Source organism: Gordonia sp. NPDC003376 (assembly GCF_053589235.1).
The window spans coordinates 142,162-155,747 of the sequence record NZ_JBSFRM010000001.1 but is presented as its reverse complement, the minus strand read 5'-3'; the positions used below and the strand labels follow the sequence as shown (position 1 = coordinate 155,747).

Sequence of the window (13,586 nt, the reverse complement as noted above, 5' to 3'; positions counted from 1 at the left end):
TGGGGGCGCACACTCTAAAACGAAAACTCGTTCTTTTTGGAGGTGTGTCATGTCGACGTCCATCACGTCACCATCACCCGGCGCCACCGACGTCGGGGACACGACGCCGTCGGCGTCCGCTGCCGTCTGGGGGCGGGCGAGCGCCCTGGCAATTCTGATTCCGGTGGTGTTCGCCCTGGTCGCGGCCGGGTTTGTGGCACTGGCCGTGAAAGCCGGGCCACACGATCTCCCGGTCGGCGTGGTCGCACCGGCTCCGATCACCGAGCAGGTGGTCGCCGGGATCGAGCAGAACGCCGGTGACCAGGCGGTCGCCGTGCGCACCTACGACACCCGCGCCGACGCCCGTGCCGCGATCGCCGACCGCAGTGTCTCCGGTGCCCTCGTGATCGATCGGACCGGGGTCACAGCGCTCACCGCCGACGCGGGATCGAGCGCCGTCTCGACCGCGATCACCGCGATGGGTAAGGGGCTCGCCGAGGCCCAGGGCGTGGACTTCCACGTCGACGGGGTGGTACCCGCTCCGTCCGGAGACCCGAGGGGGACCGGTGTCGCGGCGGGGCTGTTCCCGATGATCATCGTCGGTCTCGCCCTGGGTATTTCGATCTGCCTGACCCTGCGTGGGCGGCTCACGGTGCAACTGTCCGCCCTGGTACTCGGTCCGCTCGCCGCAGGTCTCGGTTTCGCACTGGTCTGGCAGTGGCTCGGCGTGATCGACGCCCGCATGGTGGCGGTGTGGTCGGTGCTGTCGCTGGCGGTGGCGGCGATCGCCTGGTTCGCCTTCGGGGTCGGGTATCTGTTCGGCGTCCCCGGGATCGCCGTCGGCGCCGTCGTGATGATGCTGCTGGCCAACCCGCTGTCGGGCGCGGCGTCGTCGCCGTATCTGCTGCCCGCACCGTGGGGTGCGATCGGCCAGTGGTTCCCGCCGGGGGCCGGCGCGACCCTGGCACGGTCGGTCGCCTTCTTCCCCACGGCCGGGATCGGTGGTCAGGTCGCCGTGCTCGTCGGGTGGGTCGTCGTGGGTGCGGTGTGCATCGGCGCAGGGCGGCTGCGGCGGCGGTGATCGCTGCGGAGGGGCGGTGGTCCGGCTCCCACGGTCGGGCGCCTCACGCGGTCAGTTCCTCCGGGTCGCGTGGATCGTCGTCGGCGGCGCCGAACTGGGTGCGGTAGAGCTCCGCGTAGCGTCCACAGCGTGCCAGCAGGGCGGCGTGATCACCGCGTTCGACGACGCGACCGGCCTCGATCACCGCGATCTCGTCGGCGGCGCGGATCGTCGAGAGGCGGTGCGCGATCACGATCGACGTACGCCCCGACAACGCCTCGGCCAGGGCCTCTTGTACAGCGGCCTCCGACGTCGAATCCAGATGTGCGGTGGCCTCGTCCAGGATCACCACCGCCGGATGGGCGAGCAGCAGCCGGGCGATCGTCATGCGCTGACGTTCACCGCCGGACAATCGGTAGCCACGTTCGCCGACGACGGTGTCGAGTCCGTCCGGCAGGGATACGACCAGGTCCGCGAGACGCGCGCGGCGCAACGCATCCCAGATCTGGTCGTCGGTGGCATCCGGGGCGGCCAGCGCCAGGTTGGCGCGCACGGTGTCGTGGAAGAGGTGGCCGTCCTGGGTGACCAGCCCGACGGTGCGGTGTACCGACGCCGATGTGAGGTCGCGGACGTCGATGCCGTTGAGCCGCACCGTACCCGAGTCGACGTCGTAGAGACGGGTGGCGAGTGAGGCGATCGTGGACTTGCCGGCACCGGAGCTGCCCACCAGGGCCACCATGTGCCCGGCCGGAACATCGAGGTCGATGTGGTGCAACACCTGCTGCCCACCCCGGCTGTCCAGTTGCGCAACCTCTTCCAGCGAGGCCAGCGAGACCTTGTCGGCCGACGGGTAGGCGAAGTCGACGTCGTCGAATCGCACCGACACCCCGTTCTCCGGGTGCGGGACGTCGACGGCGTCGGGGGCGTCGGCGATCAGGGGTTCGAGATCGAGTACTTCGAAGACCCGCTCGAACGACACCAGCGCACTCATGATCTCGACGCGGGCATTGGCCAGGGCGGTCAGCGGTGCGTACATCCGGGTCAGCAACAGGGCCAGCGAGACGACCGCGCCGGCGGACAGGTGCTGATGCACGGCCAGCCAGCCGCCGAGCCCGTAGACCAGCGCCAGCGCGAGCGCCGACACCAAGGTCAGCGCCGTCATGAAGACCGTCTCGAGCATCGCCCGGCGAACCCCGATGTCGCGCACTCGGTCCGCGCGCGAGGTGAACTCGGCGGACTCGATCTCGGGACGCCCGAACAGCTTCACCAGCGTGGCGCCGGGTGCCGAGAACCGTTCGGTCATCTGCGTCGACATCCGCGCGTTGTGTTCGGCGGCCTCCCGGGACAAGGCGGCCATCCGACGACCCAGACGACGCGCGGGCAGCACGAACACCGGCAGCAGGACCAGGGCGAGGATGGTGATCTGCCAGCTGATCGCGATCATCACGCCGAGGGTCAGCGCCAGGGTCACCGCATTCGACACCACCCCCGACAACGTGTCGCTGAAAGCTCGTTGGGCACCGATCACGTCGTTGTTGAGCCGGCTCACCAGCGCACCTGTGCGGGTGCGGGTGAAGAAGGCGACCGGCATCCGCTGGACGTGGTCGAACACCGCGCGGCGCAGGTCGAGGATCAGCCCCTCGCCGATGTTCGCCGAGAGCCACCGTGTCACGATCGACGCCGCGGCCTCGGCGACGGCGATCACGGCGATCAGTGCGGCGAACCCGGCGATCGCCCCTGCAGCGGCGGAATCCTGCTCGGTGATCAGGTTGACCACATGTCCGGCCAGCAAGGGAGTGACCACCGTGAGAACCGCGGTGGTCACCGACAACGCGAGGAAGACGACGATCCGCCGCACGTGCGGCCGGGCGAATCCTGCGATCCTGCGCAGGGTGACGCGCCGGTCCTGCTGGCCGTGCGCGGTGCCGTCCGGGGAGGTCATCGACTTGTACATGACGTCCCAGGCCACCGATTCCATGCTCATGTGACCAGCGTAGGACTTCAAGTGAACTTGAGGTCCAATCGAGAACGGTGCTGGCATCCTCCCTCAGGCCGGGCCTGACGTCCGGTGACCTCGGTGAGTAGGTTGGACGGAGGCGTAAGAGTGCATGAACGTGAACGGTGACGGCCGGTGGCCCGGCAGTGAGGTGGCGAGATGTCTCAGGAGTTGAAGCTCGGTTTCAAGGCGTCGGCGGAGCAGTTCGATCCGCGCGAGTTGGTGGAGATCGCGGTGGCCGCCGAGGAACACGGTATGGATTCGGTGGCGGTGAGTGATCATTTCCAGCCGTGGCGGCACAACGGTGGGCATGCGCCGTTCTCGTTGGCGTGGATGGCGGCGGTCGGGGAGCGCACGTCGCGGGTGCAGATGGGGACGTCGGTGATGACTCCGACGTTCCGGTACAACCCGGCGGTGATCGCGCAGGCGTTCGCGACGATGGGGTGTCTGTATCCGGGGCGGGTGATACTCGGTGTGGGCTCGGGTGAGGCGCTCAACGAGTATGCGACGGGTTTTCAGGGTGAGTGGCCGGAGTTCAAGGAGCGGTTCGCCCGGTTGCGTGAGTCGATCGCGTTGATGCGTGAGCTGTGGACCGGCGAGGAGGTGAACTTCGACGGCGAGTACTACCACACGCAGGGCGCGTACATGTATGACGTTCCGGAGCAGCCGATTCCGGTGTATGTGGCTGCGGGTGGTCCGGTGGTGGCGCGGTATGCCGGTCGTGCGGGTGATGGGTTCATCTGTACGTCGGGTAAGGGTGCGGAGCTGTATCAGGAGAAGTTGATCCCGGCGGTCAAGGAGGGTGCGGACAAGGCGGGCCGTGATTTCGGTGCGATCGATCGGATGATCGAGATCAAGATCTCGTATGATCCGAATCCGCAGTTGGCGCTGGAGAATACGCGGTTCTGGGCGCCGTTGTCGTTGACGCCGGAGCAGAAGCATTCGGTGAACAGTTCGGTGGAGATGGAGCGGTTGGCCGATGAGTTGCCGATCGAGCAGGTGGCCAAGCGGTGGATCGTGGCCTCGGATCCGGATGAGGCGGTGGAGAAGGTGAAGTTCTATACCGATGCGGGTCTGAATCATCTGGTGTTCCATGCGCCGGGGCACGATCAGCGTCGTTTCCTGGATAATTTCGAGTCGGATCTGGCGCCGCGGCTGCGCAAGCTGATCCCGGCCTCGTAGGCGCTCGGTCCCGGCTCAATCGGCAACGGGCGGTTGGTGGTTGAGCCGATGAGGAGCGGAGGGCGGCTCGGTCTCTACTCAATCAGCAAGAGGCGGTTGGTGGTTGAGCCGATGAGGAGCGGAGCGACGAGGCGTGTCGAAACCTCTGTCGGCCGAGGTTGTGAGGTGGCTGCGATCGGAGGTTGGTTGCGGGGATTTCGACTCGGGTCCTCGCTTCGCTCGGTCCCGGCTCAATCACCGTTTGGGGGTCCTCGCGCTGCTCGGTTCCGGCTCAATCGGCAACGGGCGGTTGGTGGTTGAGCCGATGAGGAGCGGAGCGACGAGTCGTGTCGAAACCTCTGTCGGCCGATCTCGTCAACGCGACCACTTTGGTGGTGGTCACGCATCCGATGTTGGCTGCGGGGATTTCGACTCGGGTCCTCGCTTCGCTCGGTCCCGGCTCAATCATCGTTCGGGGGTCCTCGCTCAATCAGCAACGGGCTGTTGGTGGTTGAGCCGATGAGGAGCGGAGCGACGAGTCGTGTCGAAACCTCTGTCGGCCGAGTTCGTCAACGTGGCCACTTTGGTGGTGGTCACGCATCCGATGTTGGCTGCTGGGATTTCGACTCGGGTCCTCGCTTCGCTCGGTCCCGGTTCAATCGGCAACGGGCGGTTGGTGGTTGAGCCGATGAGGAGCGGAGCGACGAGTCGTGTCGAAACCTCTGTCGGCCGAGGTTGTGAGGTGGCTGCGATCGGAGGTTGGCTGCTGGGATTTCGACTCGGGTCCTCGCTTCGCTCGGTCCCGGCTCAATCAGCGGGTGGAGAGCCCTCGCTTCGCTCGGTCCCGGCTCAATCGGCGACGGGCGGTTGGTGGTTGAGCCGATGAGGAGCGGAGCGACGAGGCGTGTCGAAACCTCTGTCGGCCGGGCTCGCCGACGTGACCACCTCAGAGGTGATTGCTATTCGACGCACGCTGCGGAGATTTCGACTCGGGTCCTCGCTTCGCTCGGTCCCGGCTCAATCACCGTTTGGTGGTCCTCGCGCTGCTCGGTCCCGGTTCAATCGGCAACGGGCGGTTGGTGGTTGAGCCGATGAGGAGCGGAGCGACGAGTCGTGTCGAAACCTCTGTCGGCCGAGGTTGTGAGGTGGCTGCGATCGGAGGTTGGTTGCGGGGATTTCGACTCGGGTCCTCGCTTCGCTCGGTCCCGGCTCAATCACCGTTTGGGGGTCCTCGCTTCGCTCGGTCCCGGCTCAATCACCGTTTGGGGGTCCTCGCGCTGCTCGGTCCCGGCTCAATCGGCGACGGGCGGTTGGTGGTTGAGCCGATGAGGAGCGGAGCGACGAGGCGTGTCGAAACCTCTGTCGGCCGAGTTCGTCAACGTGGCCACTTTGGTGGTGGTCACGTATCCGACGTGGGCTGCGGGGATTTCGACTCGGGTCCTCGCTTCGCTCGGTCCCGGCTCAATCACCGTTTGGGGGTCCTCGCTTCGCTCGGTCCCGGCTCAACGGAAGATGTCAAGGTGTTTGAGACAGGTCATGGTTAGGCGCTTTGTATCAGGGCCTCCGGTTGGGGTTGGTTGATCCAGGCCGCTGTGGGGAGTTTCGGTGGGACCGGTCGCTGGTTCGCGAAGCGTTCGGGGTGGGCCTGGTACGCGGCGTCGAGGGTCGCTTGTCGTTGCCTGCGGATCTCGGTGACGGTCCCGTAGTGCACTGAGGCCGGGGTGTGCAGGCCGATCCCGCTGTGATGGTGTTCGTGGTTGTAGTAGGCAAAGAATCCTTCGCAGAACGCTCGCGCGTCGGCGAGCGAACCGAAGTGGTCAGGGAACACCGGCGCGTATTTGAGGGTTTTGAACGCGGCCTCGCTGTAGGGGTTGTCGTTGGAGACGTGCGGGCGTGAGTGGGACCGGTCTACACCCAGGTCCAGCAGCAACGCCGCCACTGTTTTCGAGGTCATCGAGGTACCGCGGTCGGCGTGCAGCGAATCGGGTTGCCCGTGCACGCTGATCGCGGCGGCGATCATGTCAGCGGCGATGGTGGAGTCTTCGCGGTTCTGGAGGGTCCAGCCCACGATGTAGCGGGAGTAGATGTCGATGATGACGTACAGGTGATACCAGGTGCCCTTAACCGGTCCGCGGATCTTGGTGATGTCCCAGGACCACACCTGCCCCGGGCCGGTGGCCAGCAGTTCGGGTTTCTTCTTCGCCGGATGGCGGGCCTGGGCACGTCGTTCCCCGGACATGTTGTGTGCTGCGAGGATGCGGTGCATGGTCGACATCGAGCACAGGTAGGTGCCCTCGTCCAGGAGCGTCGCCCAGGCTTGAGCGACGGCCTTGTCGCAGAACCGTTCGCTGGTCACAACTGCCACGACCGTGGCCCGTTCAGCTGCCGAGAGCGCGTTCAACGGCGTCGGTCGTGGCCGCCGGGGTCCCTGGACCGGGGGCAGTTTGCTGCGGTAATGCGAGGACCGCGGGCGGCCCAGCAACTCACATGCCCTGTTGGCCGGGACATGCTCGGCCAGCTCATCGACCAACGGGTTGATCACCGTGGTGACTGCTTCGGAGTGTCCGCGCTCTCGGAGAGCATCTCCAAGAGCGCGTGTGCTTTTCCCACCAGGTCTAACGCGGCCTGAGTACGGGCCAGCTCCGCTTCAGCGCGGGCCGCGCGGGCCCGTAGCTGCTCGAGTTCCCTATCGCGCGCCCGGCCACCGGCAGCAGCCGCCGGCGGGGTGGCTGCGGCTGCTTTGCGCCACTCAACGATATGGGAGGAGTACAAGTTCTCCCGCCGCAAGATCGCGCCGCGCTCGCTACGGTCGGCCTGGTCGTACTCGGCCAGGATCTGCGCCTTGTACTCCTGGGTGAAGCTGCGTCGTTTCGGGTTCTGCGCTCGCGGTCCCATCCCTGCATCATGGTCGATATCGGCTACGGTCATCGTCATCGGAACATTCCTACAATCCCCGCCCCGTGCTACGGATCAGTCGAGCTCAACGTTATGAGCCGGTGTCTCACTCAACCTTGACCCACAGGGCAATCACCGTTTGGGGGCCTCCGCTCAATCTGCCACCCGCCGTTGGTGGTTGAGCCGTGCCGAAATCCTGGCGCCGGGACGTCGGACCTTGTGAAATCGCTTGCGCACCGCGACCATGGACCGATGACCCGACAGCCGGTGAATCTCTCGGCCCTCGCGGCGACGGTGACCGTTGCGCTGTGGGCACTGGCCTTCATCGCGATCCGGTCGGCCGGGCATGCCTTCACGCCCGGAGTGATGGCACTCGGCCGGCTCGCGGTGGCCGTGATCGCCCTGCTCGTGATCGTGATCCTTCTGCGTCACAAACGCTTACGGGTGGCGTTCGTCCCACCGCGCGGTCGTGCGCTCGCGCTCGTGGTCGCCTACGGTGTTGCGTGGTTCGGGGCCTACACCGTGGTGCTCAATTGGGCCGAACAGCACATCGATGCCGGTACCGCCGCGCTGCTGGTCAACTTCGCGCCCATCCTCGTCGCGGTGTTCGCGGGGTTCTTCTTGGGCGAAGGATTCTCGCCGCGTCTCGTGGTCGGCATCGCGGTCGGATTCGCCGGCGTCGCCCTGATCACCTTCGGTGGCGGCGGCGCCCACGCCGATTGGCTCGGGGTGGGGTTGGGGCTGCTCGCCGCGGTCCTCTACGCGGCCGGGGTCTTGCTGCAGAAGGTGGCCCTCGGTGCTGTGGATTCGGTGTCGGCGACGTTCTGGGGAGCGGTCGCGGGCCTCGTCGTCACCCTGCCGTTCGTCCCCGCCGCGATCACCGAGGTCGGGCGGGCCTCCGCGGCAGATCTGGGCTGGGTGGTGTTCCTCGGTGTCGGGCCCACGGCCATCGCCTTCACCACCTGGGCGTATGCGCTGGCCCGTACCGACGCGGGCACGATGGCCGCGACGACGCTCGTCGTGCCGGCGCTGGTGATCATGCTGTCGTGGCTGCTGCTCGACGAGGTGCCGACCGGTCTGCGCATCGCCGGCGGTGCGCTGAGCCTGGCGGGTGTCGCCCTGGCTCGGGGTCTCATCGCGGTGCCGCGACGACGTTCAGGCGCCCCGCGGGCCGTCACCCGGGGCACCCGTGTCGAGAGTGAGCTGAAGGAATACGAGATCGAGCCATGACCCGAACTTGGTGCCGACCTCGCCGAGTGCGCCGACGCGGCTGAACCCGAGGCGCTCGTGCAGGCGGATCGAGCCGGAGTTCGCGCCGTCGATCGCCGCCACCATCACATGCACCCCGGCGCCCCGGGCACGCACGATCAGCGCCTGCATCAGTGACGTGCCCAGCCCCCGGCCACGCGCATCGGCGTGCAGATACACCGAGTGCTCCACCGAATACCGGAATCCGTCATGGGGACGGAACGGGCCGTAGGTCGCGTAACCGAGCACCGAGCCGCTGTCGACGGCGACGAGCACCGGGAACCCGGACCGCTGCCGCTCGGCCAGCCAGGCACGCCGGTCGTCGGCGTCGACGAGGCGGTCGTTCCAGATCGCGGTGGAGTGGGTGACGGCGTCGTTGTAGATGACGCGGATCGCGTCGGCATCGGCGGGCAGGGCGTCTCGGATCTCCATCTACCCGGCCTCCCGGCGGCGGACCATCTCGGTGATCCAGATCGGCGCGAAGGGTGAGACACAGCCACGGGCCGTCGGATAGTCCTTCAACACCTCGATGCGCTCACCGATATCTATTGCCCGAGAACGGTGTTCGGGATGGTCGATCCCGATCCGGGCGAGGCAGCCGTTCATCGCCCACTGCAATCGATCGGGTGCGCCGCCCATCTGTACTTCGATCCGGGTGAGCAGGTCGGGCAGATCGAGGCCGTCGGCACCGGCACCGATCCGATCACCGGTCAGTGCCCAGCCCGCGCTCGCGACCACCGGATCCGGGTCGTCGAACCATGCCACCCGCAGGGCATCGCCGTGCGTGCTCTTCTTGACGGCGTAGCCGACCAGCCAGGCGTGCACCTTGGGCGTCCGGGCCTCACGCAGCATGGTGTCGAGCTCCTCGGCGGTGAACAGCCGGGGCCGGCAGATCAGCAGGGCGAGCAGTCGGGCGGCGGAATCGTCGGTCGCCCACAGTTCACACGCAAGGTCGTGGTCGGTGCGCACGCGTGTGGCGACGGCCCGAAGCCGGGTGAGGTTGACCGCGTGGTCGTCACCATGGCGCTCGTTGACCGCCAGGATCGCGGGATCTGCGAGGTCGGTCAGCTCGGCCATCAGGGAGTCGACGGTGTCGGCCCGGACTTCGGTGCCCACGTGGTGTGTCTCCGTTCTGTCGGTCGGCGGTCGTGTGCCCCAAGCGTAGGCGCCGGGACCGACCGTCGTGATCGCCGTCGGCTACCGTCTTCTCCCATGGATCGCGATCGCATGGTGGATGTGGGTGTCGGCCTGGTCTCGCGGTTCGGGGCAAAGGCGCTGAGCCTGACGTCGGTCGCCCGGCACGCCGGGGTCGCCCGCGCGACGGCCTACCGGATGTTCGGCGGCCGGGATGCCCTGGTCGCCGCGATCGTCGACCGTGAGGTCGTCACCCTGCGCGTGTTGCTGCGCGAGTGGGCCGACCCCGAACCGGACGCGGCGGGCAAGATCCGCGCCCAGATCCGCAACGTGCTGCCCTACATCCGTGAGCACGAGGCGCTGCAGTACGTGCTCCGCAAGGAACCCGAGGAGATCGTCCGGGCGCTGATCACCACCGACCAGACCGAGGGGCCGTCGTTGGTGTCGCGGATCGTCGATCAGGCATTGCCGGATCTGGAGCCCGAGATCGGTGAACAGCTGGTGCCCGATCCGCGTGCGGCGGCGGAATTCCTGGTGCGGATGATCTACTCGGTGATGCTGGAACCGGAGAGTTCGCTGACCGACGAGCAGATCGCCGACCTGGTGGTGCGGGCGATCGTCCGGACCGATCCGGGCAGTGACGATCCGGGCAGTGACGGGCAGGACTGAGACGGTTCCCACCGGATCAGGCCGGCGCAGCCGCCCTGTCGGCCGCGTCCACACACTAGGCTGACGGTCATGGGCGACGACGCAGCGACCTCGACCAGTATCTACATCGCCTCCGCCGAGGGAGGCACCGGAAAGTCGACGATCGCCCTCGGCATCCTCTCGTTCCTGTCCGCCACCGGCGGTCGCGTGGGCGTGTTCCGTCCCATCTCCCGGGCGGCCGCCGGCGAGCAGGACTATCTGCTCGAGATGCTCATCGAGCACACCTCCGCCGACATCACCTACGACGACTGCATCGGCGTCACCTACGACCAGGTACACGCCGCACCCGACGCGGCGATCGCCGAGATCGTCGCCCGCTATCACGCCGTCGAGTCCCGCTGCGACTCCGTGGTGATCATCGGTTCGGACTACACAGACATCGGCAACCCGTCGGAACTCAGCTACAACGCGCGGATCGCCGCCAACCTGTCGGCGCCGATCATCTTGGCGCTCAAAGCCGCCGGACGCACTCCCGCAGAGCTCCGCGACATCGCCGATCATCTGCTCGCCGAGATCGCCGCGATGCACGCGACCACCGCCGCCGTCGTCGCCAACCGTTGCGATCCGGCCCAGATGGCGGCCGTCCAGGCGGCGTTCCTGACCCTGGATGTACCCACCTGGTGCCTGCCGGAAGACCCGGTGCTGGTGGCCCCCACCATGGCCGAGCTCAAGGAAGCACTGGACGCCAGCCTGTTCAGCGGCGATCCGGAACTGCTCGACCGGGAGGCGTTGCGGGTGATGGTCGGCGGCATGACCGTCGAACACATCCTGGAGCGATTGTCGGAGGGAACCGTGGTGATCGCCCCGGCCGACCGCTCCGACGTCCTCCTCGCCCTGGTCACAGCCAATGCCGCACAAGGCTTTCCGCGGTTGTCCGGGATCATCCTCAACGGCGGGCTACGACCACATCCGATGATCGATGCACTCGTCGGCGGGCTGGAGTCGACCCTGCCGATCATCCTGTGCCAGCACGGAACCTACGACACCGCCCGCACCGCTGCCAACACCCGCGGCCGGGTGGCGGCCGGATCGGCACGCAAGATCGAGGCGGCCCTGGAGCTGATGGACCGTCACATCGACGCCGAGACCCTCACCCGTGTCCTCAAGGTGCCGACCACCGAGGTCATGACCCCACAGATGTTCGAATACGGACTGATCGCGCGGGCACGCGCCGACCGCAAGACCATTGTGTTGCCGGAGGGCGACGACGACCGCATCCTGCGGGCCGCCGGACGCCTGCTCCGACGCGGCGTGGTCAACCTGATCATCCTGGGTGATCCGAGTCGGATCGCCCGTCGCGCACAGGATCTCGGTCTCGATCTCGATGGTGTCGAGTTGATCGATCCGGCGAACTCGCCGCTCATCGACGAGTTCGCGAAGATCTACGCCGAACTGCGCAGGCACAAGGGTGTCGATGTCGACCGGGCCCGCGAACGTATGCTCGACGTCTCCTACTTCGGGACGATGCTGGTCTACACCGGACGCGCCGACGGTATGGTGTCGGGCGCCGCGCACACCACCGCGCACACGATCCGCCCCGCCTTCGAGGTGATCAAGACCGCGCCCGGGGTGTCGACGGTGTCCAGCGTGTTCTTCATGTGCCTGGCCGACAAGGTCCTCGCCTACGGTGACTGTGCGGTGGTGCCCGATCCCACCGCCGAGCAACTCGCCGACATCGCGGTCTCGTCGGCGGCCACCGCCGCCGGGTTCGGGATCGAACCGCGGGTCGCGTTGCTCTCGTACTCCACCGGCAGTTCCGGCTCCGGTGTCGACGTCGAAAAGGTCCGTGTGGCCACCGAACTCGTGCGGGAACGGGCGCCGGAACTCCTCGTGGAGGGGCCCATCCAGTACGACGCCGCGGTCGATCCGTCGGTGGCGGCCACCAAGATGCCGGACTCGCCGGTGGCCGGTCGTGCCACGGTGCTGATCTTCCCCGACCTCAACACCGGCAACAACACCTACAAGGCGGTACAGCGCAGCGCCGGTGCGGTCGCGATCGGCCCGGTGCTGCAGGGCATCGCGCGGCCGATCAACGACCTGTCCCGCGGCGCCCTCGTCGACGACATCGTGAACACCGTGGCGATCACCGCGATCCAGGCCCAGAACATCACCGAGCCGGGTGGTCCCGAACCGGACGGTGCCGAGCACAGTGGCAACGAGTCGACGGGTACCGAGGCGGGGGAGTCGAACGGTGAGTGACGGTATCGCGGGCTCGGTCCTGGTGTTCAACGCCGGGTCGTCGTCGCTGAAATATCAACTGGTCCACCCTGAGTCGGGAGACGTCGCCGCCGAGGGCATCGCCGAGCGAATCGGTGACCACGGTGGGTCGATCACCCACTCCCAGAGGGAGGTGGAGGTGACCGAGCAGATCGAACTGCCCGATCACACCGCCGCGATCCGCCGGGTGATGACACTGTTCGCCGACGGGGGGATCGACCTGGCCGCAGCAGGTCTGAGTGCGGTGGGACACCGCGTGGTGCACGGCGGGCGCTCGTTCTTCCGGCCCACCCTGATCACCACCGAGGTGATCAGCGAGATCGACCGCATCTCCACCCTTGCGCCCCTGCACAATCCGGCCAATCTCGCCGGGATCCAGGCAGTCCGGGAACTGTTGCCGGATGTGCCGTCGGTGGCGGTCTTCGACACCGCGTTCTTCCATTCGCTGCCCGAGGCGGCCGCCACCTATGCGATCGACCGCGGAGTCGCGAAGCTCCACGCCATCCGTCGCTACGGTTTTCACGGCACCAGCCACGAGTACGTCAGTGGACAGGTTCCCGGACTGCTCGGCAGACCAGCTGGCGAGGTCAACCAGATCGTGCTGCACCTCGGCAACGGCGCGTCGGCGTCGGCGATCGCCGGCGGCGCCCCGATCGACACCAGCATGGGGATGACGCCGCTGGAAGGGCTCGTGATGGGAACCCGCAGCGGCGACATCGATCCCGGCGCCGTGCTGCACCTTCATCGGGTGGTCAAGCTCGGCGCCGACCAGATCGACACCCTGCTGAACAAGAACTCCGGACTCAAGGGTCTGTGCGGTGACAACGACTTCCGTTCGGTCACGGAGAAACTCGCCGCGGGCGATGCGTCGGCACAGTTGGCCTACGACGTCTACATCCATCGGCTGCGTCGCTACATCGGCGCCTACATGATCGAGCTCGGCCGTGTCGACGCGATCACCTTCACCGCCGGGGTGGGGGAGAACGCGACCACCGTGCGCGCCGACTCGCTGGCCGGTCTGGAGCACTACGGGATCGTCATCGATCCCGAGCGTAACGCGGTGCGCAGCAAGCAACCGCGCACGATCTCCACCGACGATTCGGCGGTGTCGGTGTTCGTCGTGCCCACCAACGAGGAACTCGCGATCGCCCAGCAGGCGGCAGAGGTGGTGGCCTCATGATCGGCGTG

The 13,586-nt window shown here is 67.2% G+C and carries 11 protein-coding genes; 6 read left to right on the top strand and 5 right to left on the bottom strand.

Annotated features, from left to right (window positions below; genetic code table 11):
• Positions 1 to 49: 49 nt before the first annotated feature.
• Complete coding sequence (locus ACWDUA_RS00680) at positions 50 to 1,060, top strand: ABC transporter permease (RefSeq protein ID WP_449749083.1); 1,011 nt, start codon at positions 50 to 52, stop codon at positions 1,058 to 1,060.
• A gap of 43 nt (positions 1,061 to 1,103) precedes the next feature.
• Here ACWDUA_RS00680 and ACWDUA_RS00675 read toward each other — a convergent pair whose 3' ends face one another.
• Complete coding sequence (locus ACWDUA_RS00675) at positions 1,104 to 3,023, bottom strand: ABC transporter ATP-binding protein (protein WP_449749082.1); 1,920 nt, start codon at positions 3,021 to 3,023, stop codon at positions 1,104 to 1,106.
• Between the two features lie 171 nt (positions 3,024 to 3,194).
• On the opposite strand from ACWDUA_RS00675, the gene fgd reads away from it, so the two are divergent.
• On the top strand, positions 3,195 to 4,217 hold the full coding sequence (gene fgd, locus ACWDUA_RS00670) for a glucose-6-phosphate dehydrogenase (coenzyme-F420) (protein WP_449749081.1): 1,023 nt from the start codon (positions 3,195 to 3,197) through the stop codon (positions 4,215 to 4,217).
• Positions 4,218 to 5,736: 1,519 nt separating this feature from the next.
• Here the strand turns inward: fgd and ACWDUA_RS00665 are convergent.
• Both ACWDUA_RS00665 and ACWDUA_RS00660 read right to left on the bottom strand, forming a co-directional pair.
• Positions 5,737 to 6,738, bottom strand: a complete 1,002-nt coding sequence (locus tag ACWDUA_RS00665; protein WP_305950331.1) for an IS3 family transposase — start codon at positions 6,736 to 6,738, stop codon at positions 5,737 to 5,739.
• Positions 6,735 to 7,130, bottom strand: a complete 396-nt coding sequence (locus ACWDUA_RS00660; RefSeq protein WP_187343542.1) for a transposase — start codon at positions 7,128 to 7,130, stop codon at positions 6,735 to 6,737. Before ACWDUA_RS00660 ends, ACWDUA_RS00665 begins: the two co-directional genes overlap by 4 nt.
• 213 nt (positions 7,131 to 7,343) lie before the next feature.
• Between ACWDUA_RS00660 and ACWDUA_RS00655 the strand changes: the two genes are divergently transcribed.
• Positions 7,344 to 8,321 (top strand): DMT family transporter, encoded by a 978-nt coding sequence (locus tag ACWDUA_RS00655; protein ID WP_449749080.1) that lies wholly within the window; start codon positions 7,344 to 7,346, stop codon positions 8,319 to 8,321.
• On the opposite strand, the gene ACWDUA_RS00650 is transcribed toward ACWDUA_RS00655, so the two are convergent.
• Together ACWDUA_RS00650 and ACWDUA_RS00645 are read right to left on the bottom strand one after the other, a co-directional pair.
• On the bottom strand, positions 8,247 to 8,771 hold the full coding sequence (locus ACWDUA_RS00650; protein WP_449749079.1) for an N-acetyltransferase family protein: 525 nt from the start codon (positions 8,769 to 8,771) through the stop codon (positions 8,247 to 8,249). The two genes, ACWDUA_RS00655 and ACWDUA_RS00650, sit on opposite strands and share 75 nt — an antisense overlap.
• On the bottom strand, positions 8,772 to 9,416 hold the full coding sequence (locus ACWDUA_RS00645) for a DNA alkylation repair protein (RefSeq protein ID WP_449749379.1): 645 nt from the start codon (positions 9,414 to 9,416) through the stop codon (positions 8,772 to 8,774).
• Positions 9,417 to 9,551: 135 nt separating this feature from the next.
• On the opposite strand from ACWDUA_RS00645, the gene ACWDUA_RS00640 reads away from it, so the two are divergent.
• The 3 genes from ACWDUA_RS00640 to ACWDUA_RS00630 all read left to right on the top strand — a co-directional run bounded on the left by ACWDUA_RS00640 (position 9,552) and on the right by ACWDUA_RS00630 (position 13,578).
• Positions 9,552 to 10,142, top strand: a complete 591-nt coding sequence (locus ACWDUA_RS00640) for a TetR/AcrR family transcriptional regulator (protein ID WP_449749078.1) — start codon at positions 9,552 to 9,554, stop codon at positions 10,140 to 10,142.
• A 69-nt stretch (positions 10,143 to 10,211) separates the two neighbouring features.
• Entirely contained in the window at positions 10,212 to 12,380 is a 2,169-nt protein-coding gene (gene pta, locus ACWDUA_RS00635; protein ID WP_449749077.1) for a phosphate acetyltransferase, read from the top strand.
• A complete protein-coding gene (locus ACWDUA_RS00630) occupies positions 12,373 to 13,578 on the top strand; it encodes an acetate kinase (protein WP_449749076.1) in 1,206 nt (401 codons plus the stop codon). The genes pta and ACWDUA_RS00630 overlap by 8 nt, the downstream gene beginning before the upstream one ends.
• Positions 13,579 to 13,586 lie beyond the last annotated feature (8 nt).